The sequence below is a fragment of the Kitasatospora sp. NPDC004289 genome, assembly GCF_053602875.1.
The window spans coordinates 109,918-136,900 of sequence record NZ_JBSGEL010000016.1; the positions used below are offsets into that span (position 1 = coordinate 109,918).

The window sequence follows — 26,983 nt, forward strand, 5'->3', positions numbered from 1 at the left end:
GGGCGCGAGGAACTGCGCGCAGGGGAACGGCAGCACCTGCAACCGGCTGACGTGCCCCGATCTCACGCTGGTCCGCCTTCCGGACTCGCGCAGTTCCTCGCGCCCCTGGGGCCTTCGGCCCCGGAGCACGGCCACGTGGCGTCACCTCAGGCGAAGTCGATGGAGACGCAGTCCTCGACCGGCCGGTAGCCGAGCTTCTGGTAGATGGAGTTGCTGGTGGGGTTGGCCAGGTCGGTGTAGAGCAGCACCTCGGCCGCGCCGGCGGCGAGGGCGTGGGCGGAGCCGGCCGCGACGACGCCGCTGGCGTAGCCGTGGCCCCGGTGCTGCGGCGGGGTGTAGACGGGCCCGATCCGTGACATCCCGGCGAGGACGTCGCTGACCCCGGCGAAGGAGACCACCTCGCCCTGGTGCTCCCAGACGTGCAGGTGGCCGCGGGCGATCCGCCGCTCCACGGTGGGCCGGTGGTTCTCGCCCGGGATGCCGACCTCGGCTTCGGCGACGAAGGCGGCGAACCAGTCCGTCAGGAGGTCGGCCTCGTCCGGGGTGGCGAGCCGGACGGAGCCCTTCGGCAGCGGCGACGGGTCCGTCAGATCGCCGAGCCGGTAGAGCCGTTCGTTGCTGTTGACGCTGCTGCCGACCCCGGTCTCCCGCTCCCAGGCCTCGGCGAAGGCCCGGGCCGCGGCGGTCTCGCCGCCGACCGCCGGCACCTCCCGCCGGTCGGCGGCGAGCGCCGTCGCCAGCTCGGCGGCCGCCTCGGGCGGCATGGTGCTGAGCCGGAGCGGGAACGGCGGCGTCCGGCAGAAGGCGCCGGCCACCGGTGCGTCCGGGGCCGGCCGCCACCAGCCGAACCACGGGTCGGCCTCGCCGAAGACGTGCGGGCCGCTCAGGGTCAGGTTGTGCACCAGGGTCAGCAGGACGGTGTTCCCGGCCGGATGCGCCGCCAGGAACTCGCCGGCGTGCTCCCGGAATTCGTCCAGGGAGGAGGAGAGGGTCCAGTTCATGCCGCATCCTCCCTGATCAGCGGCGCTTCACGCACCTCCATTACCGTCGGTCCGGGCCCCCACCTTGGCCGCCAGCTCGGCCGCCTGCGCCACCGGTGCCTCGCAGACGAAGTGGTGGCAGACGTACGCCCCCGCGGCCCCGCCCACCAGCGGCCGCCCGGCCAGCAGCGGCACCTCGGAGGAGCCGGGCTCCCCGACCGCGACCACGGCGCCCGGCGCGGTGCCGAGCAGCGCCGTCCGGTGCAGCAGCGCCCGCCCGGCGTCGCCCTCGGCGCCGACCACGGCCACCTCGCGCGGCCCGTCGGCCAGCGCCTCGGCGGCGGCCAGGCCCCACCCGACGAACCGCGGCGCCCGGCCGCCGAGCGCGCCGACGATGGCCAGCGCCCCCTCGGCCGCCGTGCGGTGCCGCTCGGAGCCGGTGTACGCGGCGTAGGTCAGCAGCGCCTGGGCGGCGGCCGTCCAGCCGGAGGGGGTGGCGTTGTCGGTCGGGTCCTGCGGGCGGCGGATCAGCTGCTCGGCGTCGTCGGCGGTGTCGTAGAGCGCGCCCGACGCCTCGTCGCGGAAGTGCGCCAGCACGGTGTCCAGCAGCCCGCCGGCCAGCCCGAGCCACTCGGCCCCGCCGGTCACCGCGTAGAGCGCGAGGAAGCCCTCGGCGGTGTCCGCGTAGTCCTCCAGCACGCCCGCGTTGGCCCCGGCCCGGCCGTCCCGGGAGGTGCGCAGCAGCCGGCCGTCCTCGCCGAGGTGCACGGTGATCAGCAGGTCGGCGGCGCGTTCGGCGGCCTCGACCAGGTCGGGCCGCTCCAGCAGGGCGCCGGTCTCGGCCAGCGCGGCGATGGCCAGGCCGTTCCAGGCCGCCACCACCTTGTCGTCCCGGGCCGGGGCCGGACGCTTCAGCCGGGCCTCGTACAGCGCCGTCCGGATCCGGTCGTGGGCGACCTCGTCCACCGGGTCGGAGAGCAGCTGGAGCACCGAACTCCCGTGCTCGAAGGTGCCCTCCGCCGTCACCTCGAACAGCACCGCGGCCAGCGCCCCGTCCTCCTCCCCCAGCACCTCGGCCAGCTGCTGCGGGGTCCACGCGTAGTAGGCGCCCTCGGCGTTCTCGCCGCTCGCCGCGTCCAGGCTGTCCGCGTCCAGCGCGGAGGCGAACCCGCCCTCGGGGGTGCGGAGTTCGCGCAGCAGGAAGTCCGCGGTCTCCAGCGCGATCCGGCGCGGCAGGACATCGCCGGTGGTCCGCCACAGGTGCAGGTAGGCGCGGAGCAGCAGGGCGTTGTCGTAGAGCATCTTCTCGAAGTGCGGGACCACCCAGCGGTTGTCCACCGCGTAGCGGGCGAAGCCGCCGCCGAGCTGGTCGTAGATCCCGCCGCGGGCCATCGCCTCGCAGCTGTGCCCGGCCATCGCGAGCGCCTCGGCCGAACCGGTCCGTGCGTGGTGGCGCAGCAGGAACTCGATCGCCATCGACGGCGGGAACTTGGGTGCCCCGCCGAAGCCGCCCCACTTCTCGTCGTACGAGCGCCCCAGCTCGGCCACCGCGGCCGCCAGCCCCTCGGCCCCCGGCGCCTCGTGCACCCCGCTGCCGACCCCGTACACCGAGGCGCGCTCCGCCAGGTCGGCCCGGATCCGGGCCGCCACCTCGCCGACCTCGTCCCGGCGGTCCCGCCAGGCGGAGTTCACCCCCTCCAGCACCTGCCGGAAGCCCGGCAGGCCGTGCCGGGGCTTCGGCGGGAAGTACGTCCCGAAGTAGAACGGCTCCTGACCGGGCGTCAGGAAGACCGTCATCGGCCACCCGCCCTGCCCGGTGGCCGCCTGCACCGCCTCCATGTAGACGGCGTCCACGTCCGGCCGCTCCTCGCGGTCCACCTTGACGGCCACGAAGTGTTCGTTGGCGTACTCCGCCACCGACGCGTCCTCGAAGGACTCGTGGGCCATCACGTGGCACCAGTGGCAGGCCGCGTAGCCGACGCTGAGCAGCACCGGCACCCCGCGCCGCTCCGCCTCCTCGAAGGCCTCCGGCCCCCAGGGCCACCAGTCGACCGGATTGTCGGCGTGCTGCAGCAGGTACGGCGAGGTCGCGTCCGCGAGACGGTTCGGCATGGCCCCATCCTTGCGCATCGGGTGCCCTCCGCGTCGAACCTGGTGGTGCGGATACCCCTCTCAATACACATATGGACGCCCTTCTGACGGCCCGTTAGCGTCCTCATCGTGCATATCCGTTAATTCGAAAAAGCACCCCGGAAGTGCGTCCCTCGCGATCCATGATGTGGCGGTGTGAAATGTCCCAGGACGGCAAGCGGAATCGAGGAGCCGGTATCCGGCCGGCGTTCGGCGGCGAACCGGAAGTACTGATCGTCGGCGGTGGCCCGGTCGGTCTGGTGCTCGGCTGTGAACTTCTCCAGCAGGGCGTCGGGGTCAGGGTGGTGGAGCGGCGGCCGAGCCCGCGGGGCAGTGCCGGTCTGCATTCGCGGGCCATCCTGATCTGGCCCCGGATACTCGAGCAGCTGCGCCGGGTCGGCGTCAGCGAACGGCTGGTCGAGGCCGGGCACGTGCTCCCCTCGGTGGACTACTTCGCCGAGGGCCGCCCGCGCGGCTCGGTGCGGATGGACCGGCTGCCCGACACCCCCTACCCCTTCGTCCTCACACTGGCCCAGGGCGAGACCGAGGAGATCCTCCGGTCCCGGCTCACCGAGCTGGGCGGGGTGGTCGAGTACGAGACCACCCTGGAGGGGCTGGAGCACGGCCCGGCCGGCGACGACCGGCCGAAGGTCAGGCTGCGGCGGGCGGACGGCACCGAGGAGACCGTCGTCCCGCAGTACCTGGTGGGTGCCGACGGCGCCGGCAGCACCCTGCGCGAGCTGCTCGGCATCGCCTTCGACCCCGAACCGATCGACGTCAGCTACGCGATCGGCGACTTCGCGATCAGCGGCGGGGTGCCGCACAGCGTGCAGTACTACTACTCGCCGAACGGCATCGCGGTGGTGGTGCCGCTGAAGAACGGGCTCTACCGCCTGGCGGGCAACGTGCCGCACCGCGGCGAGGAGGCCGGCCCGCCGACCCTGGAGCTGTTCCAGAACATGCTGCGCCAGCGGGCCCGGCTCTCGGTCCGGCTCGCCGAGCCGCTGTGGACCAGCTCCTTCCGGCCGCGCTGCGGCGTGGTGCACCAGTACCGCAGCGGCCGGTGCTTCCTGGCCGGCGACGCCGCGCACGTGGTCAGCCCGGCGGGCGGCCAGGGGATGAACCTGGGCCTGCAGGACGCCGTGAACCTCGGCTGGAAGCTGGGCGGGGTGCTCCGCGGGCAGCTGGACCACTCGATCCTGAACACCTACCACCCCGAGCGCAGCGCAGCCGCCGAGCGGGTCGGCCGGGCCGCCGCCACCCAGATCCGCTACGGCACGGTGCGCGGCACCTTCAAGGTCGGCCTGCGGGACAACCTGTTCCACGCCTCCCACTACGCGGGCGTGCTGCAGCGGGGCATGGCGCCGCTGCTCGCCCAGACCGACTTCACCTACGGCCGCCAGCCGCTCGGCGTGACCGGCTGGGGCGTGCGCCGGCCGGCCCAGGAGGGCGACCGGCTCCCGCTCTTCGCCGGGCCCGCGGCCCTGGCCGGTCTGCCCGTCCTCGACCTGGAGCAGTACACCGTGCTGCTCTGGCCGGGCCGCCGCGCGGACCGGGACTGGGCGGCCGAGGCGGCCGTGCTGCGGCAGCGGCTGGCCGACCTGGCGCCGGTGCACGACCTGTCCACCGTCTTCGGCCGGGCGCACACCTGGCTGCTGGACGCCCTCGGCAGCGCCCCGGCGCTGGCCGTGGTGCGCCCGGACGGCCACCTGGCCCTGCGCACCGGGCCCGGCCGGCCCGAGCAGGTGGCCGCCTTCCTGGCCGAGCAGCGCCCGGGCGCCGCCCTGCTGCGCGGGGAGCTCGCCGCACGCCCGGCCGACGCCGCACTTCTCACCTGACCCGACGTCACCCGAACCTTCACCGACGAGCGACGAGTAGCAAGAGGAGCACAGCCGTGTCCGAGAACGCCACCACCGTGCGCGGGACCGCCGAGACCGTCCAGGAGTTCTTCAACCGCTTCGGGGCCGGTGACCGCACCGGCATGCTGGAGCTGTTCGCCGAGACCACCGACTTCGAGGTCCCCGGGGCGCCGACCGTGCCGTGGACCGGGCAGCGGTCGACCCACGGGCAGATCGCGGAGTTCATCCGCAGCGCGACGGAGGACGTCGCCACCAAGGCCTTCAACGTCGACCACATCCTGGTGGACGGTCAGCACGCCGTCGTACTGGGCGACTTCGCGCACGAGGTGCTGAGCACCGGCAAGGTCTTCGCGAGCCGGTTCGCCCTGCACGTCACGGTCACCGACGGCCTGATCACCACCTACCGGATGTACGAGAACAGCGTCGCGGCGGCCTTCGCCTTCGCCGGCTGAGGGGGACCCACCATGTCGACCACCGACCAGAGCGTCGTCGCGCCCCCGCCCGCGGCGGCCGGCGACCGACTCGACGGCAGGCAGCGCTGGCTGCTCGTCCTGCTCCTCGGGGCCCAGTTCCTGATCGCGCTGGACTTCTCGATCCTCAACGTGGCCCTGCCGGACATCGGCACGGGCATGGGCTTCAGCCCGGAGAACCTGCAGTGGGTCGTGACGCTGTTCGCGCTCAGCTCGGCCGGCTTCACCCTGCTGTTCGGCCGGGTGGCCGAGATCGCCGGACGGCGCAACGTGTTCATGGGCGGCATGGTGGTGCTCGCACTCGCCTCGCTGGCCGGCGGCTTGGCCGACTCCCAGACCGTCCTGCTGGTGGCCCGGGTCGCGCAGGGCCTGGGCACGGCCGCGGTCGCGCCCACCGCCATGGCGCTGCTCACCACCTCCTTCCCCGAAGGCCCGGCCCGGCAGCGGGCGTTGGGCCTGAGCGGCGCGCTGCTCTCGGCCGGCTTCACCACCGGAGCGGTCGCCGGCGGCCTGCTCACCGGCCTGGTGAGCTGGCGCTGGGCGTTCCTGATCAACATCCCGGTCTGCGTCGCGGTGCTGGCCGTCGCCCCGGGGCTGATCTCCGACCGCAGCCGCGGCGGGCGGGCCCGGCTGGACGTGCCCGGAGCGGTCACCGTCACCGGTGGCCTGCTCGCGCTGAGCTACGGCGTCACCTCGGGCGGGCACGAGGGCTTCGGCAGCACCACCACACTCGTCTCGCTCGCGGCAGCGGTCGTGCTGCTGGGGGCGTTCTGGGCGGTGGAGCTGCGCCAGGAGCAGCCGCTGGTGTCGCTGCGGGTGCTCGCCCGGCCCACCGTGAAGTGGGGCAACCTCGGCGGGCTGATCACCTTCACGATGTTCAGCGCCGTCATCTTCCTGATGACGCTCTACCTCCAGCAGGTGCTGGACTACTCGCCGCTGGTCACCGGCCTGGCCTTCGGCCTCCAGGGCGCGGCCGCCTTCTTCGCCGGTCTGCTGGCCGGCCCGCTGATCAGCCGGCTCGGCGGCAGCCGGGTCACCCTGGTGGGCGGCCTGCTGGTGCAGTCGGCCGTGACCGCCTCGCTCTTCCTGGTCGGCGCGGACCGCTCGTGGATGGTCCTGGTCCTGGTCGCGACCACGGTCGGCGGCTTCGCCCACGTGCTGAGCGTGGTCTCCTTCATGGTGACCAGCACCTCGGGGCTGGACGACGAGGAGCAGGGCCTGGCCACCGGCCTCGCCACCCTGACCCAGCAGGTGGGCATCACCCTGGGCATCCCGGTGATGAGCGCGGTCGCCACCGCGCGCACCGAGGCGCTCTCCGGCCGGACCCCCGAGCAGGCGATGCTGGGCGGGACGACGCTGGCCCTGCTGGTGGACGCGGCGATCGTGCTGGTCGCGGCCGTGGTCATCGGGCTGGCGCTGCGGCGGGTGGCCCCCGGGGCGGCGGCGGCCACCGACTGACGCGCCGTCACGCCGCCGCGTCCGGAAGGACGGAACGACCCGGAACCGGTTGCCCGGTTCCGGGTCGTTCCGTCGTTCTGTTCCGTTCCGTTCCGTCAACCGTCCCAGTCCGCCAGGGGCTCGTCGCCCTGCGCGGCCCGCAGCAGCCTCTGGAGCTTCTGGGTGGTCTGCGAGGTCCTGCGCGGGACGTGCAGGATCAGCTGCACGTTCTCGTTGGCGGCGAGGTTCCAGTGGTGGACGTCGAAGCTGAGCCGGCCGACCATCGGGTGGTCGATCTCCTTGAGCCGGTGGTCGGCGTCCAGCACCTCGTGGCTGTGCCAGAGCCGCCGGAACTCCTCGCTCCGCTCCTGCAGCGACTCCACCAGGGCCTCCAGCTGCGGATCGCCGAAGTGCTCCGCCATGCTGGCCCGGAACTTGGCCACCGTGACCCGGGCCAGCTCGTCGGAGTCGACGTACCGCGAGCGCGAGATCCGGTCGGTGAAGTAGACCTCCAGCAGGTTGGTGTTGAACTCGCCGAACCCGAAGACCTCGTAGACCGCCGCGTTGACGGCCAGGACGTTCCAGAACTTGTCGAGGATGAAGGCCGGATTCGGCAGCCACTCGTCCACCACGTGGGCCAGCCGCATCTGGTCCAGCACGCCCTCGGCGGAGGTGTCCTTGGCCAGCCGCGGCATCCCTGCCAGCTTGAACAGGTAGTCCTCCTCCGTGGCGTTCAGGCACAGCGCACGGCTGATCGCCCTGACCACGGACTCGGAGACGTTGATGTCGCGCCCCTGCTCCACCCAGGTGTACCAGGAGGTGCCGACGCCGGCCCGGACCGCCACCTCCTCCCGCCTCAACCCGGGAGTACGTCTTCGGCTCGACGGCGCGAAGCCCAGTTCGTCGGGGGACAGTCTTGCGCGACGACCGCGTAAGAACTGCCCTAATTCCTGCAAGCGCCTCTGCTGCCCAACCCCCGTCATCCCACTCATGGCTTCGATGCTTGCCGCAACCTGACGGTGTGTCAAGCAATGTTTTGGCAATGACGGCAGTATCGGCTAGGGGATCAGGCGCTTTATCGTGCGGAAACATTCAGAAGTGAACCACGGGCAAATCGAAGCGAAGTCTCCACTCTCTTTAATAGTGTCATATATACGACAAAACCCGCACTCGACGAGTGCGGGTTCTGCGGGTGGACGGAGCCGTCTCAGCCGGCGGGGACGGGCAGCAGCCCCTGCTCGGCCAGCACCTTCCGCACCACGGCGACGCCGTTGAAGGTGCGCGGGAAGCCGACGAAGACCAGACAGTGCAGGACCGTCTCCACGATCTCCTGCGGGGTGGCCCCCACTTCGAGGGCGACCTTGGTGTGGAACGAGAGCTGGGGCTCGCAGTCGCCCAGCGCCAGCAGCGAGGCCAGGGTCAGGAGTTGACGCTGCTTCGGGTCGAGCCCGGGCCTGCTGTAGACGTCCCCGAACGCGAACTCCGCGACGTACCGGCCCAGATCGGGCGCGACGTCACTCAGGGCGTCGAAGATCACCTGGGCGTCGCCGCCGATCTCCGCGAGCTTGGCGACCCCGCGCTCGAACCGCTCGCCGGGGGGCTGCGTCATGATCGCTCTCCAAGGGTGAGGCGCCGGAGGTCAGTTGGCCACGGCGGCGTGGCGGGCGGTGAAGTCCAGGATCCGGCCCCAGGCGTCGGTGCAGGCCTCCTGCCACTCGGCGAAGCCCCGGTCGAAGAAGGAGTGCGGGGCACCCTCGTAGACCTGGCTCTCGTAGGTCTTGCCGGCCTTCTCCAGGGCGCCGGTGAAGGCGTCGAACTCCTCCGGCGTGGTGGCCACGTCGCTGCCGGCGATGAGCAGCAGCAGCGGCACCTCCATGCCGTCGACCGCGTCCTCGACCAGCTTGGGCTGGCCGTAGAAGCCGATGGTGCCCGCCAGGCCCAGGCCGGCCGCCGACAGGCGCCAGGACTGGCTGCCGCCGAAGCAGAAGCCGACCGTGAAGACCGGGCCCGGGGCGGTCTCGGCCAGGTGCGCGACGGCCGCCTTGACGTCCAGCGCGACCTCGTCGGGCTGCACCAGCGGCAGGTACTGCTGCCAGTCGAACTCGTCGTCCCGCGCGCCAATGCCGGCGGTGCGGCCGTAGTAGTCGAGCGCCAGCACGGTGAACCCGGCCTCGGCGAAGCGCTGGGCCAGCTCCCGGTAGTACGGGTGCACGCCCCGGACGTCCGGGAGGATGACGACGCTGCGGCCGTTGGGCTCCGCCGGCACCGCGCGGTAGGCCTCGAAGACGTTGCCGTCCTCGGTGGTCAGCCGGACGATGCCGTGCTCGGCGACCTCACCCGGGTTCTCGATGCCCGGCGGACGGCTGTCGGTGGGGTGGCACATGGTGAACTGCCTTTCGATGATGGGTGGTTACCGCCCCCGGACGGGGAGGCCACGGGGCCCGGCCGCCGCGCTGACGGCGCAGGTGAGGCGAGCGGTGGAGCTGAGCTTTCCGGTGTGGTCGCTGATCTCGATCCCGTACGTGGCGTGCGCCCCCGCTTCGTGCAGGGGGCGGCAGACGCCGGTGACCAGCCCGCTCGACGCCCAGCGGTGGTGGGTGACCGACAGGTCGAGGCCCACCACGCCGCCGCCGGGGCCGGCGTGCAGCCAGGCCGCCACCGAGCCGAGCGTCTCGGCCAGCACGGCGTTGGCGCCGCCGTGCAGGATCCCGACCGGTTGACGGTTGCCCCGGACCGGCATCGTGCCGATCACCAGGCCCGGTTCGCAGCGCAGGATCTCGATGCCCAGACGTGTGACGAGCTGCTCGTCCGCGTACTCCGGCAGGACCGCGACCGGCCCTAGCGACATCGCTGGCACAACCACCTCCGGAACGCGGGAGCCGATGCGAACGACCCTAGCGGCAAAAGCAGTTGGAATACGGCCCGGTGCGTAGTGGCCTCAAGGGTGGTACTGGCAGTAACAGCATCAGCACCTATGTGCCTCGCAGAACTTTTCTCGTGTTAGCTTTCGAATCAGCGGTCGCCGGCCGGATTTCCGCACCGGTGGCCCGCCATGCGCACCGGCATTTTCATGGGGGAAAAACATGCCTGGAACCGCAGTTCACCTCGATTCGGTGGACGACTACCTCGGACCGGCCGAGAAGAGATTCTTCGGCGCCGGATTCCGCCGGGTCGAATACGACTACCAACCCGTCTCGGTCCGGTCCCTGGCCGACGGCAGCGTGATGCTGCACACCCTGCTCGGCGTGGGATATCCCGCCGACTGGTCCCGCAAGGGCCGCAGCGCCGACCTCCGGCCGCACCTGAGCACCGTGGACGGTCTGATCACCGCGGTGCAGCTGAGCGAACTGACGCTCACCCACTCCTTCGGGCTGTCGGCCGCCGACCGCCGCCGGATGCTGGTCCGGTCCGTGCGGATCAAGGCCGGCACCACCCCGGACGAGGAGCTCGGCCGGCTCCAGGTGACGACCCGTCTGCTGACCAGCGTCACGGACCCGGCGGCGCTGAACGGCCAGTCCTCGGTCCTGGAGACCCGCCTCGGCGGCATGAGGGTGCGCTGCGAGATCGACCACGCCGCCGTCGGCCGCCCGCTCGGGCGCTCCGTCGGCCGGGCCCGCTACGCCGGCCCGGACAGCCTGCTCGGCCCGGCCGAGGAGCGCTACTACGGCACCGGCTTCGCCCGGCAGGCGCACGCGCTGCGCCGGGTCCTCGTCGAGCCGGAGCGGCTGCGGGCCGAGGCCGGGGTGCACATCGCCCGCGCCGGGCTGGTCGCCGACCAGGGCATCGAGGGCCGCTACCAGCCCTTCCTGGGCATGGTCGACAGCTTCGTGGTGAGCCTGCAGCTCGGACAGGTCCTGCTCTACGAGCTGGACGGCACCGAGCGCGGCGCCAGCAACACGCTGTGGATGCGCGGCACCGAGATCGTCGCGGCGCCGGTGCCCCAGGTGTGCAGCGACGGCGCGGCGGCCGTCACCCGGCTGGAGAACGCCCAACTGCTGGAGCGCCCCGACGGCGTCTGGCGGACCGCGGACGTGGTCGGCGTGCTCGGCGGGGTCACCACCCGCTGCTCCGTGACCCACCGCCTCCCCTGAACGAGCCTGCCCCGTACGGCAGTCGACACCCTTTCCACGACCGGATCACCAGGAGGACCTCATGCGCATCGCGATCTCCGGCACCTACTCGTCCGGCAAGACCTTCACCTCGTACGCCCTGGCCCACCTCACCGGCATCCCGCGGACCCGCGCCCGCACCATGCGCGAGCTGCTGCCCGAGGCCGTCCCCGGCAAGACCCTGGAGCAGTGCACCGCCGCCGAGTTGGTGCAGCTGATCGTGCGCCGGCACTCGGAGCGCGCGGTCTTCGAGAGCCGCTTCGGCGACGCCTTCATCTCCGACGGCACCTCGCTGCAGGAGTGGATCTACGGCTCGGTCCGGGTGATCGTCGGCATCAACCCGAACGCCTCGCTCCACCTCGGCGAGCTGGAGAGCGTCGACCGCACCCCGGAGATCAAGGTCTTCGACGAGGTGATGGCGCAGCTCGGCGTGTACTTCAAGCAGCACGTCCAGCAGACCTACGACGTCTTCGTCCACCTGCCGAACGAGCTGGCGCTGGCCAAGGACGGCCACCGTCCGGTCAACGAGCGCTTCCGCTCGATGGCCGACGAGCGGCTGCTGGAGATGGCCGCCGAACTCGGCATCCCGGCGCACATCGTGGGCGGCACGATCCCCGAGCGCCTGGAGCGGATCCTCGAGGTCTTCGGCCTGCAGCCGAAGATGGGCATCGAGGAGGCGATCGAGCTCGCACAGCGGGAGTACCAGGCGGTCGACATGACCATCGAGTCCGACCGCGCCTCCGTCATCGTCCGCTGAGCACCGGCGATGCGGAGAACGGGGATCGTCGCGGGGATCGGATCGGCCGTCCCCGCGCGGACAGTGACCAACCATCAGCTGGCGGAGCGGATGGACACCTCCGACCAGTGGATCCGGAGCCGGACCGGGATCGCCGAGCGCCGGGTGATCGAACCCGGCACCTCGACCGGTGACCTGGCCGTCGAGGCCGGCCTGCGCGCGCTGCGCTCGGCGGGCACCGACCGGGTGGACGCGGTGGTGCTGGCCACCGCGACACCGGACCACCAAGTGCCCGCCACCGCACCCGCGGTGGCGGCCCGGCTGGACCTGTCGGGGGTGCCGGCCTACGACGTGTCGGCGGTCTGCACCGGCTTCCTGTACGGGCTCTCCAGCGGCCTGGGCCTGATCGCCCAGGAAGCGGCCGACACGGTGCTGGTGATCGGTGCGGACGCCTTCACCACCATCATCGACCCGACGGACCGCAACACGGCACCCATCTTCGGCGACGGCGCCGGGGCCGTGGTGCTCCGCGCGGGCGCCCCGGACGAGCCGGGCGCGGTGGCCGCCATGGAACTGGGGAGCGACGGCCGGCTCGCCGAGCTGATCATCGTCCCGGCCGGCGGCTCCCGGCAGCGCTCCTCGGGCGTGCCGGCCGCACCCGGGGACCACTTCATGCTGATGCAGGGCCGCGAGGTCTTCAAGCACGCCGTGGTGCGGATGACCGACTCCGCCCGGAGCGTGCTGGCCCGGGCCGGGTGGCCGCTGGACTCGGTCGACCTGCTGGTCGGCCACCAGGCCAACGCCCGGATCCTGCACTCGGTGGCCGAGCAGCTCGGCCTGCCGCCGGAGCGGGCGTTCCTCAACCTCGACCGCTACGGCAACACCGCGGCCGGATCCATCCCGCTGGCCCTGCACGAGGCGGCCGCGACCGGCGTGCTCAAGCCGGGCGACCGGGTGCTGACCGCCGCCTTCGGCGCCGGCACCACCTGGGGTGCGGCCTGCCTGACCTGGCCGGACGTCAGCGCCGGCTGACCGCACGGCACTTCGAACAGCGGAACAGAACAGCAGAACAGCCGAACAGCAAGGAGAAGCCCGTGCCCACCGTCAGTTACGACCGCCTGGTCGACTTCATCGCCCGCAAGGCCGAGGTGCCGGTCGAGGAGATCGTCCCCGACGAGCCGCTGGACACCGTCGGTCTGGACTCCCTGGTCCTGATCGAGGTCGCGCTCTTCGTCGAGCGCGAGTACGGCATCGAGCTCGCCGAGGGCGAACTCGCCGCCACCCAGACGCTCAACGAGTGGACGGCCTTCCTGGACGGGAGGACGCCCTGACCCCGGCGGCCCGCCGCGCCGCCTTCCTGGACGTCGACGGAACGCTGATCCGGATCACCAGCCTCTTCCGCTTCCTGGCGTTCGACCTCCGGCTGAGCGGGGCGCCGCCGTCCCGGTACGAGGAGCTCCTGGCGGAGGTCCGGAGTCTGAAGGCGGCCGGCGCCCCCCGGGAACGGACCAACCGCGCGTTCTACCGGGTCTTCGCCGGCCGCCCGGCGGAGGAGCTGGCGCAGCGCGGCGAGCTCTGGTTCCGGGAGGAGGAGAGCCTGCCCGGACTGTTCAACCCCCGGGTGCTGGAGCGGCTGGAGGAGCACCGGGCGGCCGGGGCCGCGATCGTCGCGGTCTCCGGCTCCTTCCCGCCGTGCCTGGCACCGATCGCCCGCCGGATCGGCGCCGACGCGGTGATCTGCACCCGGCCGGAGGTCCGCGACGGCCGGTACAGCGGCGAGGTTCCCGTGCCGATGATCGGCGATCAGAAGGCGCGGGCGGTGCACCGGTTCGCCTCGGTGCACGGACTGGACCTGGCCGAGTGCCACGCGTACGGCGACGACGAGTCCGACGCCCCGCTGCTCGCTGCGGTCGGGCACCCGTGCGCGGTCGGCGACCGGCCGGCCCTGCTCCGGCTGGCCGCGGCGCGCGGCTGGCCGGTGCTCGACGGCTGAGGCCCCGTCAACCCACCGCACCACGACCACCGATCGAGAAGGCACACCATGACAGAGCTGATGAACGTGATCCGGACCACCGGAGCCGGGGCGGCGGCGGACGTCCTCGTCCCCGCCGTGGCCCCCCGGCCCGTACCGCTGCCCACCGAGGTGCTGGTGCGGGTGCACGCGGCCGGGGTGAACCCGGTGGACTGGAAGGTCCGCAGCGGGGTCTTCCCGCCCGGCGGGCTCGGCGCCCCGCCGTTCGTCCAGGGCTGGGACGTCGCGGGGGTGGTGGAGTCCGGCCCCCGGGTCACCCGCTTCCAGCCGGAGGACGAGGTGTTCGGGCTGGTCTGGTTCCCGCGCCCCGGCGGCGGCTACGGCGAGTACGTCACCGCGCCCGCCCGGCAGTTCGCCCGCAAGCCCGCCGCGCTGAGCTTCGAGGAGGCGGCGGCCCTGCCGATGGCCGGGCTCACCGCCTGGCAGACGCTGGCCGAGGTGGCCGAGCTCCGGGAGGGCCAGCGGGTGCTGATCACCGCGGCGGCGGGCGGGGTCGGGCACCTGGCCGCGCAGATCGCCGGGGTGCGGGGCGCGGAGGTGACCGGGACGGCCAGCGCGCCCAAGCACGACTTCCTGCGCTCGGTGGGCGTCGACCACCCGGTCGACTACACCGCCGGCCGGGTGTCCGAGCAGGTGCGGGACCAGGACGTGGTGCTCGACCTGCTCGGCGGCGAGCACACCCTGGACCTGCTGCGGACGCTGCGCCCGGGCGGGCTGCTGATCCTGGCCATCGGCCAGGTGAGCCCCGAGGTGGCCACCCGCGCCCTGAGCCTGGGCGTGCGGGTGACGCCGTTCCTGGTCGAGCCCGACGGGGCCGGGCTGGAGGCGCTGGCCGGGCTGGTGGAGGCCGGCCGGCTGCGGGTCCACCTGGAGCGGGTCTTCCCGCTGGCGGACGCCGCCAAGGCGCACGAGCTCGGCGAGACCGACCGGGCCACTGGCAAGATCGTGCTCTCCGTGCGGAACTGACCCTCCGCCAACTCCGCGCGCCGATAGCCTGGTTGCGCACCGATGCCGCCGCAGGCCGGTCTCCCCCGTCCGGCCTGCGGCCCGCTGCCCCGGGTGGGCGGCCGGCGACGGCCGCCCACCGTCGACCTGCGAAAGGCCGTACTGGTGACCACCTCCGGAGCCCCATCCCCCGTGCCCACCACCGCCCGGCCGGGACGCCGGCCCCTGCTGCCGGGCGGCGGGCTCTCCGACGGCACGGTCACCCTGTTCTCGGTGGCCGCAGGCCTCGCGGTCGCGAACATCTACTACGCGCAGCCGCTGCTCACGGCGATCGCCGCCACCTTCCGCTCCGGCAGCGGCGCCGCCTCCCTGGTCGTCACCGTCTCCACGGTCGGCTACGCGGCCGGCCTCGCCCTGCTGGTCCCGCTCGGCGACATCGTCAACCGCCGCCGCCTGGTGGTCCTGCTGCTCTCGGTGGTGGCGCTGGCCCAGGCCGCCTCGGCGGCGGCGCCCTCGCTGGCCGTCCTGGTGGTGCTCTCGGGACTGCTGTCGGTCACCGCGGTGGTCGCCCCGCTGCTGGTCTCCTTCGCGGCCACCCTGGCGGAGCCGGAGCAGCGCGGCCGGGTGACCGGCCGGGTGATGAGCGGGGTGCTGGCCGGGGTCCTGCTCGCCCGTACCGGCGCGGGCGCGGTCGCCCAGTACGCGGGCGGCTGGCGCTCCGTCTACGCGGTGGCGGCCGTGCTGATGGTGCTGCTCGCGGCGGTGCTGTGGCGCACCCTGCCCGACGTGCCGCGGGCCGCGGAGCTGCGCTACCCCGCCCTGCTCCGCTCCGTGGCCACGGTGGTGCGCCAGGAGCCGGTGCTGCGGCTGCGCTGCCTGTACGGCTTCCTCTGCTTCGCCTCGTTCAGCGCCTTCTGGGCCTCCGCCGCCTTCCTGCTGGTCGCACCCCCGTACTCCTTCGACGAGGCGCTGATCGGCGCGTTCGGCGTGCTCGGCATCGCGGGCGCGGTGGCCGCCCGGGCCACCGGCTTCCTGGTGGACCGGGGCCGGGACCGCACCGCGACCACCGTCCTGCTGGCGGCCTCCTGCCTGAGCTGGGTGCTGCTCGCCGTCGACCACGGCCGCGCGGCGGCCCCGCTGGTGCTCGGCGTGCTGCTGCTCGACTTCGGCGTCCAGGGCGCCCAGGTGACCAACCTCGGCGTGCTCTACCGGCTCCGGCCGGAGGCCCGCAGCCGGATCACCATGGCCTACATGACCACCTACTTCCTGGGCGGCGCGGTCGGCTCCGCGGTCTCCGGCGCGCTGTACGCCGGGTACGGCTGGTGGGGCGTCTGCCTGGCCGGCGGCGGCGCGGCGCTGCTCGCGCTGGCGGTCTGGACGGCGGAGTCGGTCGTCCTGCGCCGCAGGACCGCCGCGAGCACCGCGACCACCGCGACCACCGCGACCACCGCGACCGCCGCCGACTGAACCCGGCGACGACCGGTCCCGGGGCGGTTCAGGGTCCGTACACCGAGTCCAGCAGGCCGTTCACGAAGGCGTCCAGGTCGTCCAGGCCGGCGCTGGCCAGGGCGCGGGGGTTGCCGCCGAGGAGCTGGGGGATGGCGGCGTGCAGGGCGAGGGTGACGGTGGCGGCGCGGCGGGGGGTGACGGGGAGTCCGGCCGCGCGCTGGGCGTGTTCGAAGCCGGCGAAGTCGGCGGCGACGACCGAGGCGAGGGTGTCGGCCAGCCAGGGGCGGCGGGCGGCCTCGATCTGGAGCTCCAGGTAGGCGAGCATCCGGGGGGCGCCGGGGCCGGCCACGTCGTGCAGCAGTCCGGCCATCAGGGCGGCCAGGCCGCGACGGTCCACGGGGTGGGCGCCGGAGGCCATCACCTCGGCGGTGGTGCGCTCGTACTGCTCGACGATCCGCTCGGCCGTGGCCCGGAGCAGGGCGTCCCGGCTCGGGTGGTAGTTCTTGGCGGTGCCCAGCGGCAGCCCGGCGGCCGCGTCCACGGCCCGGTGGGTCAGCCCCCGGCCTCCCGCTTCGGCCAGGACCCGGATCGCGGCGTCGCCCAGCCGGTCCCGGCGGTTCTCACTCACCGTCAGTTCTCCTCGTTCCTCGGTGCGTTGCCCAAACTACCCCAGGCGTGGTACCACAGGTGTGGTAGACCGGAAGCCATACGACGCCGGGGGGCGCGATGACGGGTACGGCCGTGGTGGTGGGAGCGGGAGTCGGCGGGCTGGCGGCCGCGATCGGGCTGCGCCGGGCGGGCTGGCGGGTGACGGTGCTGGAGCGCCGCGCCGGGATCGAGCGGTACGGCACCGCCTTCGCGCTCCACCCCGCCGCGCAGGACGCGCTCGACCGGCTCGGGGTGGGCGAGGCGGTGCGCCGCCGGGCGGTGCCGTACCGCTCCGCGCAGATCCGCACCCCGGGCGGGCGGGTGCTGGCCCGGCTCCCGCTGGACCGGGTGGAGAAGAAGGCGGGCAAACCCGAACTGCTGCTCTCCCGCCCGTACTTGATCGATGCCCTGCTGGCCGGCCTGGAGGCCTTCGGGGACGTGCCGGTCAAGGCGGGCGAGGCCGTCACCGACACGGCGGAGCTGCGGGCCGCGCACGACCTGGTGGTCGGGGCCGACGGCATCCGCAGCGTGGTGCGCGGGGACTTCGGCACCGCGAGCGGGCCGCGGAACATCGGCTCGGTGGCCTGGATCGGCATCGCCGACTTCGAGAGCGGGCTGCACGGCGAGACCTGGGGCCGCGGCCGCTTCTTCGGCCTCACCCCGGTCGAGCCCGGCCGCACCAACTGGTACGCGGCCGTCCCCGAGGGCACCACCGCCGACGACCTGCCCGGGCTCTTCGAAGGCTGGCACGACCCGATCCCCCGCATCCTCACCGGGACCGACCCGGCCGGCTGGCTCCGCTACGAGATGCGGCACCTGCACCCGGCCCTGCCGAGCTTCGTGCACGGCGACCGGACCGCCCTGATCGGCGACGCCGCGCACGCCATGACGCCCAACCTGGGCCAGGGCGCCTGCACCGCCGTCCTGGACGCCGAGGCGCTGGCCCGCGCGGTGGCCCGGCACGGGGTCACCGGCGTGCCGCAGGCGCTGCGCGACTACGACCGCGAACGGCGGCGCACCGCCCAGCGCACCGCCTTCGCCTCCCGCACCCTGCACCGCTTCGTCTCCACCGAGCGCACCGCGCTCCGGGACGGGCTGGCCCGGCTGCTGCCGGGCTGAGCCGTCGTCAGTCCGTGGCCGGCTTGGCGGGCACGGCGGCGGGCTGCTCGGGCTCCTCGACGAAGTTCACCCGACCGAACTGCTTGTTCATGGACTTGACCAGGAACCAGGTGGCCACGCCGAGGGCGGCGAAGACCACGAAGCCGAGCAGGCCGGGGGTGACCTTGGCCTTGTCGAAGGCGATGGCCGCGGTGGCGAGGTCGGTGAGGTGCATCGGGGTGCTCATGTCTCCAATGGTGGCCCGGCCCTACACGGACCGGGCCACCGGGGTGGAATGTGTCGCGCCGTCAGGCCGAGGCGGCGGTGCCGGCCGGGGTGCGCAGGCCGGCGAACAGGTCGTCCTCCGGCAGGTCGGTGTCGACCAGGGAGCGGGCCAGCTCGTAGTCCTCGGTCGGCCAGACGGCCTTCTGGACCTCCAGCGGCACCCGGAACCACGGGCCGTCCGGGTCGATCTGGGTGGCGTGCGCGATCAGCGCGCGGTCCCGGGTCTCGAACCAGTCGTCGCAGCGCACCCGGGTGGTGATCTCCCGGTCCTTGCGGCCGCTCTTCTCCCAGCCCGCGATCCACTCGCCGTACGGCGACTCGATGCCGTGCTCGGTCAGGTACGCGTGCATGGCCCGGATCCGGCCCATGGTGAAGCCGTTGTAGTACAGCTTCGAGGGCTGCCACGGCTCACCGAGGCCGGGGTAGGCCTCCGGGTCACCGGCCGCGTCCCAGGCCGCCATGGTGATCTTGTGGGTCATGATGTGGTCCGGGTGCGGGTAGCCGCCGTTCTCGTCGTACGTGGTGATCACGTGCGGGCGGAACTCGCGGATCAGCCTGACCAGCGGCGCCGCCGCCTCGGCCACGTCCTGGAGCCCGAAGCAGCCCTCCGGCAGCGGCGGCAGCGGGTCGCCCTCCGGGAGGCCGGAGTCGACGAAGCCGAGCCAGGCCTGCTTGACGCCGAGGATCTCCCGGGCCGCGTCCATCTCCTTGCTGCGCACCTCGTGGATGTTCTCCTCGATCCACGGGTCGCCCTGGAGCTTGGGGTTGAGGATCGAGCCGCGCTCGCCCCCGGTGCAGGTGGCGACCAGGACGTCCACCCCCTGCGACACGTACATCGCCATGGTCGCGGCACCCTTGCTGGACTCGTCGTCCGGGTGCGCGTGCACCGCCATCAGTCGCAACTGCTCAGTCAACGCCTGGTTCCTTCCGGGATTCATCCGGTTCATCGGGCCGCTCCCCCCGCCGCCTCCGGCGCGGACGTACCACTCCTATAGTGACTGACCGAAGGGCCCGTCCATTCCCCCCGCAGACCGGCGGCCCCTCAGCGAAAGGACTGAGCCGCCATGGACTCCGGACGTACGACCACCGCCGCCGCCGTGCCGCAGGGCCGCTACGGCCGCACCTCCGACCGGGAGGCCGATCGCAGGCTCCGGACCCTCGGGGTGGTCTGCGGCGCGCTGGGGCTGGCCCTGGTGGGCTGGCTGGGCTGGTCGTACGTCAGCAAGGGCTCCGAGATGAACGGCCTGGTGCCCGGGTTCCAGGTGGTCTCCGACAGCGCCGTGCAGGTGCAGCTCTCCGTGCACAAGAGCGACGGGAAGGCGGGGGTCTGCACCATCCGGGCCCAGGCCGAGGACGGCGGCGTGGTCGGGCTGCACGACTTCCAGGTGCCCGCCGCCGGGGGGACGTACGACGAGGTGGTCACCCTGCGCACCACCGCCAGGGCCACCAGCGCACAACTGCTGGGCTGCACTCCGGCGAAGTAACGCCCTCCCCTTCGTCGGCGGAACTTGTTAGGCTCGTGGTTTCGCCCCTTCCGCGCCGCCTGCCCGGAAGCCGGGCGTTGCTTTGTAGTACGACACCGTTCGGCTGCTGACCCAACCCTCAGCGCGACCCTGCACCTACGAGGAGCACCCGTGACCCAGACCAGCGAGAACGTGACCTGGCTCACTCAGGCCGGCTACGACAAGCTCAAGGCTGAGCTGGAGTACATGACCACCACCTGGCGTTCCGAGATCGTCCAGAAGATCGAGGCCGCGCGCGAGGAGGGTGACCTCAAGGAGAACGCCGGCTACCACGCCGCCCGGGACGACCAGGGCAAGGGCGAGCTGCGCATCCGTCAGCTCACCCAGCTGCTGGAGCGGGCCAAGGTCGGCGAGGCCCCGGCCGGCGCGGACGCCGTGGCCCCCGGCACCGTGGTCACCGTCGCCTTCGACGGCGACGAGGACGACACCATGAAGTTCCTGATCGGCTCCCGCGAGATGGCGGGCACCACCGACATCGACGTCTACTCGCCGCAGTCCCCGCTGGGCCTGGCGATCGACGGCAAGAAGATCGGCGACGAGGCGCACTACGAGCTGCCCAACGGCAAGCGCGCCATGGTCAAGATCATCGCGGTCGAGGCCCACACCGGCTGACGCACCCTCAGTACACAGAAGAGCGGCCGCCCCCTCCTGGAGGGGGCGGCCGCTCTCGCGTCGCGGACTAGCCCACGGCCGAGCGGTACTTGCGCACCGAGAGCCAGCCGAACAGGCCCAGGATCACCAGCGACCAGAGCACCGAGACCAGCACGGCGTTCTCCATCGGCCAGCCGCCCTGCACCGGGCCGAGCTGGTTGCCGAACAGGTCGCGGCAGGCCTGCACGGTGGCGCTGAACGGGTTCCAGTACGCGATCGGCTGGAGCCAGCCCGGCATCGAGCTGATCGGCACGAAGGCGTTGGAGACGAAGGTCAGCGGGAACAGCCAGATCAGACCGGCCGAGGTGGCCGCCTCGGGGCTGCGCACCGAGAGGCCGATCAGCGCGCCGATCCAGGAGAAGGCGTAGCCCAGCAGGAGCAGCAGCGCGAACGCGCCGAGCGCCTTGAGGAAGCCCTCGTGGAAGCGCCAGCCGACGATGGCCGCCACGACCGCCAGCACCAGCAGGGTGAAGGCGGTCTGCACCAGGTCGGCCAGGGTGCGGCCGACCAGCACCGCGGAGCGGGCCATCGGCAGCGAGCGGAAACGGTCCACCAGGCCCTTGGTCATGTCCTCCGCGATGCCGGCCGAGGCGCCGGCCACCGCGAAGGTGACGGTCTGGGCGAAGATGCCCGCCATCAGGAACTGGGTGTAGGTGTCGGTGCTCGCGGTGGCACCGGGGATCTGGATCGCGCCGCCCATCACGTAGGTGAAGAGCAGGACGAACATCACCGGCTGCATCAGGCCGAAGACCACGATCTCCGGGATGCGGGTCATCCGGCGCAGGTTCCGCTTGGCGACCACCCAGGAGTCGTGCAGCATCGCGGCGAGGCCGTGCTTGGGGTGGGTGACGGCGGAGCCGATGGCTTGTTGCGGGTTGGCCGTGGTCATCAGGCGTCCTTCCCGTGGCTCTTGCGGCCCTTGGCCGGCTTCTGCCCCTCGCCCGACTCGTCCTCGTCCTCCTCGACCGTGGCCCGGCCGGTGAGGGAGAGGAAGACGTCGTCCAGGGTCGGGCGGCGCAGGCCGATGTCGTCGATCTCGATCGAGCGGGCGTCCAGCTCGCGGATCACGTCGGCCAGCACCCGGGCGCCGCCGCTGACCGGGACGGTGATCTTGCGGGTGTTCTTCTCCAGCGCCGGGTCGCCCTTGGCGTACGGGGCGAGCGCGGCCTGCGCCTCGGTCACGTCGTCGGCGCGGTGCACCACGACCTCGATCCGCTCGCCGCCGATCTGGGCCTTGAGCTGGTCGGCGGTGCCGCGGGCGATCACCTTGCCGTGGTCGACCACCGCGATGTCGTGGGCGAGGCGGTCGGCCTCCTCCAGGTACTGGGTGGTGAGCAGCAGGGTGGTGCCCTGCTCGACCAGGGTCTCGATGACCTCCCAGAGCGCCAGCCGGTTCCGCGGGTCGAGGCCGGTGGTCGGCTCGTCCAGGAACATCACCGGCGGGCGGACCACCAGGGCGGCGGCCAGGTCCAGGCGGCGGCGCATGCCGCCGGAGTAGGTCTTGGCGGTGCGGTCGGCGGCCTCGGTGAGGTTGAACCACTCCAGCAGCTCCTTGGCCCGGGCCTTGGAGTCGCGGTTGGTCATCTGGTAGAGCTCGCCGACCATCTCCAGGTTCTCGCGCCCCGTCAGGTACTCGTCGACGGCGGCGTACTGGCCGGAGAGGCCGATCAGGCTGCGCACCTTGTTGGGGTGCTTGAGCACGTCCACCCCGGCGACCACGGCGTGGCCGGAGTCGGGGCGGAGCAGCGTGGTGAGGACGCGGACGGTGGTGGTCTTGCCGGCGCCGTTGGGGCCGAGCAGCCCGAGCACCGTGCCTTCGGGGACGTCCAGGCTGACGCCGTCGAGGGCGCGCACGTCACCGAAGGTCTTGACCAGGTTCTCGGCTTGGATGGCTGGCGCCATGAGCCTGCCTCATCTCCTTCTGGGGGGATTTGTCCTTTTTATCCCATGGCCGTACCCGGGTGCCCGGGGATTCATGCCGCAGGAAAGGCCCTGACACCCTCTCAGCTACCTGTGACAACCGCCTCCGGTTTTCGGGATCGACGGCGCCCGGTCAGCTGCTCACCACGTAGTCCGCGTCCCGGAGTTCGCCCACCACCAGGGCGCAGTGCTCCGGCCCCTTGGTCTCCAGGTGGAGGTCCACCTCGACCTCGGTCAGCCCCAGCCGCGGGTCGATCCGCACGTGCGCCACGTCCAGCACGTTGGCGTCCACCCGGGTGAGCACGGCCAGCAGGTCGGCCAGCGCCCCCGGCTTGTCGGTCAGACGGACCCGCAGCGACAGGTAGCGCCCTGCGGCGGCCAGGCCGTGCCGCAGCACCCGCTGCATCAGCTGGGGGTCGATGTTGCCCCCGGAGAGCACCGCCACCACCGGGCCGCCCCGGAAGTCCTCCGGGTGCTCCAGCAGGGCCGCCACCGGGCTGGCCCCGGCCGGCTCGACCACCATCTTGAGCCGCTCCAGGCCGACCAGCAGGGCCCGCGACAGGCTCTCCTCGGAGACCGTGCGGACGCCGTCGGCCAGGGCGTTGACCACCTCGAAGGGGATGTCGCCCGGGCGGCCGACCATGATGCCGTCGGCCATGGTGGCGAAGCGCTCCAGCGACACCGGCCGCCCGGCCGCCAGCGAGGGCGGGTAGGCGGCCGCGCCGGCCGCCTGCACCCCGATCACCCGGACGTCCGGCCGCAGCGGCTTCACCGCCGCCGCGATGCCCGCCAGCAGCCCGCCGCCGCCCACCCCGACCAGGATGGTGCGCACCTCCGGGCACTGCTCCAGGATCTCCAGCCCGACGGTGGCCTGGCCGGTGACCACGTCCCAGTGGTCGAAGGGGTGGATGAAGGTGGCACCGGTGGTCTCCGCGTACTGCTGGGCGGCCCGCAGCGCCTCGTCCACGGTCGCCCCGTGCAGCTTCACCTCGGCGCCGTAGTCACGGGTGGCGGCCACCTTGGGCAGCGGGGCCGCGCGCGGCATGAAGACGGTGGCCCGGACCCCGAGCAGCGAGGCGGCCAGCGCCACGCCCTGCGCGTGGTTGCCCGCGCTGGCGGCCACCACGCCGCCGGCCCGCTGCACCGGCGTCAGCCCGGCGATCCGCACGTACGCGCCGCGCAGCTTGAAGGAGCCGGTGCGCTGGAGGTTCTCGCACTTGAGGTGGACCGGGGAGCCGATCAGCCCGGAGAGGTACCGGCTGCTCTCCATCGGGGTGACCCGGGCGACCCCGGCGAGCATCTTGTGCGCACCGCGGACGTCGTCCAGGGTGACCGGCCAGTTCTGCATGGTTCCTCAGGTGCCGTGTGACGTACGGGAATTGACGAAGGGGCGCGCGCCACAAGGCGCGCGCCCCCGGGTGGAGCGGGATCAGCCGAGCGCCTGCGTCAGGTCGGCCAGCAGGTCGTCGATCGCCTCGATGCCGACCGAGACCCGGACCAGGTCGGCCGGGACCTCCAGCGCGGAGCCCGCGACCGAGGCGTGGGTCATCAGGCCCGGGTGCTCGATCAGCGACTCCACGCCGCCCAGCGACTCGCCCAGGGTGAACAGCTTCGCCCGGTTGCAGACCTCGACCGCCGCCTGCTGGCCGCCCGCGACGCGGAACGACACCATGCCGCCGAAGGCCTTCATCTGCTTGGCCGCGATGTCGTGGCCCTGGTGCTCCGGCAGGCCCGGGTAGTAGACCTGGCTGACCTTCGGGTGCGAGGTCAGCAGCTCGGCCACCTTCTCGGCGTTGGAGCTGTGGCGGTCCATCCGGACGCCCAGGGTCTTGATGCCGCGCAGCACCAGCCAGGCGTCGAACGGGCCGGAGACCGCGCCCATCGCGTTCTGGTGGTACGCCAGCTCCTCGGCCAGGCCCGCGTCGGCCGCGACCAGCGCGCCGCCGACCACGTCCGAGTGGCCGCCCATGTACTTGGTGGTCGAGTGCACCACCACGTCGGCACCGAAGGAGATCGGCTGCTGCAGGTAGGAGCTGGCGAAGGTGTTGTCCACCACCAGCAGCGCGCCCGCGGCGTGCGCCACCTCGGCCAGGCCCGCGATGTCGGAGATGCCGAGCAGCGGGTTGGACGGGGTCTCCACCCAGACCGCCTTGGTGCCCGGGCGGATCGCCGCGCGCACGGCGTCGAGGCTCTGGGTGTCGGCCACCGAGAACTCCACGCCCCAGCGGCTCAGCACCTTGGCGAACAGGCGGAAGGTGCCGCCGTAGGCGTCGTTCGGGATGACGATGTGGTCGCCCGGCTTCAGCACGGTGCGCAGCAGGGTGTCCTCGGCCGCCAGGCCGGAGGCGAAGGCCAGGCCGCGGGCGCCGCCCTCGATCGCGGCGAGGCACTCCTCCAGCGCGGTGCGGGTCGGGTTGGCGGAGCGGCTGTACTCGTAGCCGCCGCGCAGCCCGCCCACCCCGTCCTGCTTGTAGGTGGACACCTGGTAGATCGGCGTGACGACGGCCCCGGTCTGGGGGTCTGCTTCCTGGCCCGCGTGGATGGCGAGGGTCTCGAAGCCCTGGGGAAGAGGGTGCTCGGTCATGGTCCGAGCCTAGTCCGCAAACGGGACCAAGGCGGTCGATACGCCCTCCGGTCGGACCGTCCGTCAACTTCCGCGCGTGGTGCGGCTACGATCTGCACGCCCCGTACACGTGTCCGACCCGAACGGAGCACCCCGGACCGGCCGGCCGAGCGCCCTCGCGCACGCCCCCGCACCCGCCGTCCGACCCACCGTCAGCTGCCCGTGAACCACCGGAGTGCCCCGTGCTGTTCCTGACCATCGCGGTCATCGCGCTGCTCTTCAGCCTGTTCAAGTCCCTGCGCGCCCGCCGGGCCGCCCGCCCGCCGGCCCCGCTGACCGACGCCGCCGCCCAGCGCTTCGGCCTGGTCCCCGACCGCGGCCTGGTGCTCGGCCACACCACCCTGGACGACCGGGGCCGGGCGGCCCTGGAGTCCGCCGAGCGCGGCGACTGGCGCCCGGCCGCCGAGTACGTCGAGGAGGCCGGGACGGACTGGGACGAGCGCTACGACCGGATCGACCTGCTGGTCGACCTGGCCGGCCGCCGCCACGAGTGGCTGGAGGCCTGGCGGCAGGAGCGGCCGGAGTCCTCGGACGCCGCCTCGATCCGCACCGCCGCCCTGGTGCACGCCGCCTGGGCGATCCGCGGCTCCGGGTACTCCGACACCGTCACCGACGAGATGCGCAAGGGCTTCCAGGCCAAGCTGGCCGAGGCCCGCGAGGCCGGCGCCGCGGCGGCCCGCCTGGCCCCCGCCGGCGACCCGACCCCGTACCTGGCCCAGCTGGCGCTGGCCCGCGGCCAGAACTGGTCCGCCGAGGAGTTCCGCGCGCTCTGGGCCGAGGTCTCCTCGCGCGCCCCGCGGCACTGGGACGGCATCTGGCAGGGCAAGGAGTACTGGACCCGCAAGTGGCACGGCAGCCACGAGCTGATGCACGCCTTCGTCGACGCCACGATCGCCGCCAACCCGGTCGGCAGCCTGCTCACCGTCCACAAGCTGGACGCCTACACCGAGCAGTACGGCGACGCCGCGGCCGGCCTCGGCACCGCCGAGCTGCGGGCCGCCGTGGACGCCCTGCTGGCCGACCTGGCCGCCGCCCGCCCCGACCACCCGCAGCTGGCCGCCGCCCGCGGCACGGCCGTGCGCTTCCTGGCCGGCCAGGGCCGCCACGCCGAGGCGCTGGCCCAGTTCCAGGCCCTCGGCCCGGTCATCCCGCGGACCTTCCTGCGCTCCTCGAACGGGCCGGACGAGTTCACCGACCTGCGGGCCCGCACGGTGGCCGCGCTCGCCCGCGGCTGACGCCGCGTCACCAGGAGGGGCCGTCCGGAATTTCCGGGCGGGCCTCCTGCGTTGTCAGGGTCACCCCCCGATGTCGAACCCCGGGAGCAGGCCGTGCTGTTCAACCGTTCCAAGAGCGAGCTCGTCACCCCCGAGGAGGCCCTGCCCGGCCGCGCCGAACCCCGGTTCCTCCCGGCCGGCCCGCACACCGTCCTCGGCACCCCGCTCACCGGCCCCTACCCGGACGGCCTGGAGGTCGCCGACTTCGCGCTCGGCTGCTTCTGGGGCGCGGAGCGCACCTTCTGGCGCCTGCCCGGCGTCTACACCACCCTGGTCGGCTACCAGGGCGGCCACACGCCGAACCCGACGTACGAGGAGGTGTGCAGCGGCCTGACCGCGCACACCGAGGTGGTCCGCGTGGTCTACGACCCGGCGCTGATCTCCTACGAGACCCTGCTGAAGACCTTCTTCGAGTCCCACGACCCGACCCAGGGCTTCCGCCAGGGGAACGACCGGGGCACCCAGTACCGCTCCGCCGCCTACACCCACTCCCCCGCCCAGCTGTCCGCCGCCCTGGGCGCCAAGGACGCCTTCCAGCCCGCGCTGACCGCGATCGGCCTCGGCCCGATCACCACCGAGATCGCCCCGGCCGGCCCGTTCTACCCGGCCGAGGAGTACCACCAGCAGTACCTCTCGGACGCCAAGAACCCGAACGGCTACTGCGGCCTCGGCGGCACCGGCGCCAGCTGCCCGATCGGCGTGGCCAAGGCCTGACGACCGGCACGGAACGGGCCCCGTCGCTCCCCCCTTCCGGGGGGAGCCCAGAAGTCGGTCGCGGTCTCGATCCAGAGCCAGCAGATCACCAGGGTCCTGC

At 73.0% G+C, this 26,983-nt stretch carries 28 protein-coding genes; 15 read left to right on the forward strand and 13 right to left on the reverse strand.

Translation table 11 applies throughout. The features are described from left to right. Positions 1-146: 146 nt before the first annotated feature. Both ACWEPF_RS13615 and ACWEPF_RS13620 read right to left on the reverse strand, forming a co-directional pair. Complete coding sequence (locus tag ACWEPF_RS13615) at positions 147-1,001, reverse strand: GNAT family N-acetyltransferase (protein WP_452172660.1); 855 nt, start codon at positions 999-1,001, stop codon at positions 147-149. Between the two features lie 27 nt (positions 1,002-1,028). Then, entirely contained in the window at positions 1,029-3,092 is a 2,064-nt protein-coding gene (locus ACWEPF_RS13620) for a thioredoxin domain-containing protein (RefSeq protein ID WP_452172661.1), read from the reverse strand. Positions 3,093-3,271: 179 nt separating this feature from the next. Between ACWEPF_RS13620 and ACWEPF_RS13625 the strand changes: the two genes are divergently transcribed. The 3 genes from ACWEPF_RS13625 to ACWEPF_RS13635 are packed head-to-tail and all read left to right on the forward strand — an operon-like array spanning position 3,272 to position 6,897. Beyond that, positions 3,272-4,948, forward strand: coding sequence for an FAD-dependent monooxygenase (locus tag ACWEPF_RS13625; protein WP_452172662.1), 1,677 nt, complete (start codon positions 3,272-3,274; stop codon positions 4,946-4,948). A gap of 56 nt (positions 4,949-5,004) precedes the next feature. Beyond that, the gene (locus tag ACWEPF_RS13630) at positions 5,005-5,421 is read left to right on the forward strand and encodes a nuclear transport factor 2 family protein (protein ID WP_345282040.1); all 417 of its coding nucleotides are present in this window, start codon (positions 5,005-5,007) and stop codon (positions 5,419-5,421) included. Positions 5,422-5,433: 12 nt separating this feature from the next. Further along, entirely contained in the window at positions 5,434-6,897 is a 1,464-nt protein-coding gene (locus ACWEPF_RS13635; protein WP_452172663.1) for an MFS transporter, read from the forward strand. Between the two features lie 95 nt (positions 6,898-6,992). Here ACWEPF_RS13635 and ACWEPF_RS13640 read toward each other — a convergent pair whose 3' ends face one another. The 4 genes from ACWEPF_RS13640 to ACWEPF_RS13655 form a co-directional block, all read right to left on the reverse strand. Beyond that, positions 6,993-7,868, reverse strand: coding sequence for a helix-turn-helix transcriptional regulator (locus ACWEPF_RS13640; protein ID WP_452172664.1), 876 nt, complete (start codon positions 7,866-7,868; stop codon positions 6,993-6,995). 215 nt (positions 7,869-8,083) lie between these two features. Continuing rightward, on the reverse strand, positions 8,084-8,485 hold the full coding sequence (locus ACWEPF_RS13645) for a carboxymuconolactone decarboxylase family protein (RefSeq protein ID WP_345282037.1): 402 nt from the start codon (positions 8,483-8,485) through the stop codon (positions 8,084-8,086). Positions 8,486-8,515: 30 nt separating this feature from the next. Next, entirely contained in the window at positions 8,516-9,259 is a 744-nt protein-coding gene (locus ACWEPF_RS13650) for a dienelactone hydrolase family protein (protein ID WP_345282035.1), read from the reverse strand. Positions 9,260-9,286: 27 nt separating this feature from the next. Next, the gene (locus ACWEPF_RS13655; protein ID WP_452172665.1) at positions 9,287-9,724 is read right to left on the reverse strand and encodes a hotdog fold thioesterase; all 438 of its coding nucleotides are present in this window, start codon (positions 9,722-9,724) and stop codon (positions 9,287-9,289) included. Positions 9,725-9,959: 235 nt separating this feature from the next. Here ACWEPF_RS13655 and ACWEPF_RS13660 point away from each other — a divergent pair, with 235 nt between their 5' ends. The 7 genes from ACWEPF_RS13660 (at position 9,960) to ACWEPF_RS13690 (ending at position 16,165) form a co-directional block, all read left to right on the forward strand. Then, on the forward strand, positions 9,960-10,967 hold the full coding sequence (locus ACWEPF_RS13660; protein WP_452172666.1) for an AvrD family protein: 1,008 nt from the start codon (positions 9,960-9,962) through the stop codon (positions 10,965-10,967). Between the two features lie 61 nt (positions 10,968-11,028). After that, positions 11,029-11,742 carry an AAA family ATPase gene (locus ACWEPF_RS13665; protein WP_452172667.1) on the forward strand — a complete coding sequence of 238 codons (714 nt, stop codon included), beginning with the start codon at positions 11,029-11,031 and terminating at the stop codon, positions 11,740-11,742. Between the two features lie 9 nt (positions 11,743-11,751). Further along, positions 11,752-12,753 (forward strand): beta-ketoacyl-ACP synthase III, encoded by a 1,002-nt coding sequence (locus ACWEPF_RS13670; RefSeq protein WP_452172668.1) that lies wholly within the window; start codon positions 11,752-11,754, stop codon positions 12,751-12,753. A 62-nt stretch (positions 12,754-12,815) separates the two neighbouring features. After that, positions 12,816-13,052 carry an acyl carrier protein gene (locus tag ACWEPF_RS13675; RefSeq protein ID WP_345282025.1) on the forward strand — a complete coding sequence of 79 codons (237 nt, stop codon included), beginning with the start codon at positions 12,816-12,818 and terminating at the stop codon, positions 13,050-13,052. After that, entirely contained in the window at positions 13,019-13,714 is a 696-nt protein-coding gene (locus tag ACWEPF_RS13680; protein WP_452172669.1) for an HAD family hydrolase, read from the forward strand. Before ACWEPF_RS13675 ends, ACWEPF_RS13680 begins: the two co-directional genes overlap by 34 nt. Positions 13,715-13,762: 48 nt before the next feature. Continuing rightward, positions 13,763-14,719, forward strand: coding sequence for an NADP-dependent oxidoreductase (locus ACWEPF_RS13685; protein ID WP_345282022.1), 957 nt, complete (start codon positions 13,763-13,765; stop codon positions 14,717-14,719). Between the two features lie 171 nt (positions 14,720-14,890). Then, positions 14,891-16,165 (forward strand): MFS transporter, encoded by a 1,275-nt coding sequence (locus ACWEPF_RS13690; protein WP_452172670.1) that lies wholly within the window; start codon positions 14,891-14,893, stop codon positions 16,163-16,165. 28 nt (positions 16,166-16,193) lie between these two features. Here ACWEPF_RS13690 and ACWEPF_RS13695 read toward each other — a convergent pair whose 3' ends face one another. After that, entirely contained in the window at positions 16,194-16,775 is a 582-nt protein-coding gene (locus ACWEPF_RS13695) for a TetR/AcrR family transcriptional regulator (RefSeq protein ID WP_345282020.1), read from the reverse strand. Between the two features lie 98 nt (positions 16,776-16,873). Between ACWEPF_RS13695 and ACWEPF_RS13700 the strand changes: the two genes are divergently transcribed. Beyond that, positions 16,874-17,914 (forward strand): FAD-dependent oxidoreductase, encoded by a 1,041-nt coding sequence (locus ACWEPF_RS13700; RefSeq protein WP_452172671.1) that lies wholly within the window; start codon positions 16,874-16,876, stop codon positions 17,912-17,914. Positions 17,915-17,921: 7 nt separating this feature from the next. On the opposite strand, the gene ACWEPF_RS13705 is transcribed toward ACWEPF_RS13700, so the two are convergent. Next, the gene (locus ACWEPF_RS13705) at positions 17,922-18,140 is read right to left on the reverse strand and encodes a hypothetical protein (RefSeq protein ID WP_345282018.1); all 219 of its coding nucleotides are present in this window, start codon (positions 18,138-18,140) and stop codon (positions 17,922-17,924) included. Between the two features lie 61 nt (positions 18,141-18,201). Further along, positions 18,202-19,092 carry a mycothiol conjugate amidase Mca gene (gene mca, locus ACWEPF_RS13710; RefSeq protein ID WP_452172672.1) on the reverse strand — a complete coding sequence of 297 codons (891 nt, stop codon included), beginning with the start codon at positions 19,090-19,092 and terminating at the stop codon, positions 18,202-18,204. 150 nt (positions 19,093-19,242) lie between these two features. On the opposite strand from mca, the gene ACWEPF_RS13715 reads away from it, so the two are divergent. Both ACWEPF_RS13715 and greA read left to right on the forward strand, forming a co-directional pair. After that, positions 19,243-19,662, forward strand: coding sequence for a DUF4307 domain-containing protein (locus ACWEPF_RS13715; protein ID WP_345282014.1), 420 nt, complete (start codon positions 19,243-19,245; stop codon positions 19,660-19,662). Between the two features lie 150 nt (positions 19,663-19,812). Continuing rightward, positions 19,813-20,313: a transcription elongation factor GreA gene (greA, locus tag ACWEPF_RS13720; protein WP_345282012.1), complete on the forward strand. Its 501-nt coding sequence runs from the start codon at positions 19,813-19,815 to the stop codon at positions 20,311-20,313. Between the two features lie 67 nt (positions 20,314-20,380). Here the strand turns inward: greA and ACWEPF_RS13725 are convergent, their stop codons facing one another. The 4 genes from ACWEPF_RS13725 to ACWEPF_RS13740 form a co-directional block, all read right to left on the reverse strand. Next, on the reverse strand, positions 20,381-21,172 hold the full coding sequence (locus ACWEPF_RS13725; protein ID WP_345282208.1) for an ABC transporter permease: 792 nt from the start codon (positions 21,170-21,172) through the stop codon (positions 20,381-20,383). 68 nt (positions 21,173-21,240) lie between these two features. Further along, positions 21,241-22,254: an ATP-binding cassette domain-containing protein gene (locus ACWEPF_RS13730; protein WP_345282010.1), complete on the reverse strand. Its 1,014-nt coding sequence runs from the start codon at positions 22,252-22,254 to the stop codon at positions 21,241-21,243. A gap of 151 nt (positions 22,255-22,405) precedes the next feature. Beyond that, on the reverse strand, positions 22,406-23,620 hold the full coding sequence (gene ilvA / locus ACWEPF_RS13735) for a threonine ammonia-lyase (protein ID WP_345282008.1): 1,215 nt from the start codon (positions 23,618-23,620) through the stop codon (positions 22,406-22,408). Positions 23,621-23,701: 81 nt separating this feature from the next. Next, positions 23,702-24,856 (reverse strand): cystathionine gamma-synthase, encoded by a 1,155-nt coding sequence (locus ACWEPF_RS13740; RefSeq protein WP_345282006.1) that lies wholly within the window; start codon positions 24,854-24,856, stop codon positions 23,702-23,704. Between the two features lie 221 nt (positions 24,857-25,077). Here ACWEPF_RS13740 and ACWEPF_RS13745 point away from each other — a divergent pair, with 221 nt between their 5' ends. Next, positions 25,078-26,130, forward strand: coding sequence for a DUF4034 domain-containing protein (locus tag ACWEPF_RS13745; protein ID WP_449796265.1), 1,053 nt, complete (start codon positions 25,078-25,080; stop codon positions 26,128-26,130). A gap of 93 nt (positions 26,131-26,223) precedes the next feature. Then, positions 26,224-26,883 carry a peptide-methionine (S)-S-oxide reductase MsrA gene (gene msrA / locus ACWEPF_RS13750; protein WP_452172673.1) on the forward strand — a complete coding sequence of 220 codons (660 nt, stop codon included), beginning with the start codon at positions 26,224-26,226 and terminating at the stop codon, positions 26,881-26,883. Positions 26,884-26,983: the final 100 nt, after the last annotated feature.

Coding starts and splice junctions, on each gene's coding strand:
- ACWEPF_RS13645 (WP_345282037.1), bottom strand. CDS start 8,485: ATGACGCAGCCCCCCGGCGAGCGGTTCGAGCGCGGGGTCGCCAAGCTC.
- ACWEPF_RS13730 (WP_345282010.1), bottom strand. CDS start 22,254: ATGGCGCCAGCCATCCAAGCCGAGAACCTGGTCAAGACCTTCGGTGAC.
- ACWEPF_RS13740 (WP_345282006.1), bottom strand. CDS start 24,856: ATGACCGAGCACCCTCTTCCCCAGGGCTTCGAGACCCTCGCCATCCAC.
- ACWEPF_RS13700 (WP_452172671.1), top strand. CDS start 16,874: ATGACGGGTACGGCCGTGGTGGTGGGAGCGGGAGTCGGCGGGCTGGCG.
- ACWEPF_RS13665 (WP_452172667.1), top strand. CDS start 11,029: ATGCGCATCGCGATCTCCGGCACCTACTCGTCCGGCAAGACCTTCACC.
- ACWEPF_RS13715 (WP_345282014.1), top strand. CDS start 19,243: ATGGACTCCGGACGTACGACCACCGCCGCCGCCGTGCCGCAGGGCCGC.
- ACWEPF_RS13670 (WP_452172668.1), top strand. CDS start 11,752: ATGCGGAGAACGGGGATCGTCGCGGGGATCGGATCGGCCGTCCCCGCG.
- ilvA (WP_345282008.1), bottom strand. CDS start 23,620: ATGCAGAACTGGCCGGTCACCCTGGACGACGTCCGCGGTGCGCACAAG.
- ACWEPF_RS13620 (WP_452172661.1), bottom strand. CDS start 3,092: ATGCCGAACCGTCTCGCGGACGCGACCTCGCCGTACCTGCTGCAGCAC.
- ACWEPF_RS13725 (WP_345282208.1), bottom strand. CDS start 21,172: ATGCTGCACGACTCCTGGGTGGTCGCCAAGCGGAACCTGCGCCGGATG.
- ACWEPF_RS13660 (WP_452172666.1), top strand. CDS start 9,960: ATGCCTGGAACCGCAGTTCACCTCGATTCGGTGGACGACTACCTCGGA.
- ACWEPF_RS13685 (WP_345282022.1), top strand. CDS start 13,763: ATGACAGAGCTGATGAACGTGATCCGGACCACCGGAGCCGGGGCGGCG.
- ACWEPF_RS13705 (WP_345282018.1), bottom strand. CDS start 18,140: ATGAGCACCCCGATGCACCTCACCGACCTCGCCACCGCGGCCATCGCC.
- ACWEPF_RS13640 (WP_452172664.1), bottom strand. CDS start 7,868: ATGAGTGGGATGACGGGGGTTGGGCAGCAGAGGCGCTTGCAGGAATTA.
- ACWEPF_RS13650 (WP_345282035.1), bottom strand. CDS start 9,259: ATGTGCCACCCCACCGACAGCCGTCCGCCGGGCATCGAGAACCCGGGT.
- ACWEPF_RS13615 (WP_452172660.1), bottom strand. CDS start 1,001: ATGAACTGGACCCTCTCCTCCTCCCTGGACGAATTCCGGGAGCACGCC.
- ACWEPF_RS13625 (WP_452172662.1), top strand. CDS start 3,272: ATGTCCCAGGACGGCAAGCGGAATCGAGGAGCCGGTATCCGGCCGGCG.
- ACWEPF_RS13635 (WP_452172663.1), top strand. CDS start 5,434: ATGTCGACCACCGACCAGAGCGTCGTCGCGCCCCCGCCCGCGGCGGCC.
- ACWEPF_RS13655 (WP_452172665.1), bottom strand. CDS start 9,724: ATGTCGCTAGGGCCGGTCGCGGTCCTGCCGGAGTACGCGGACGAGCAG.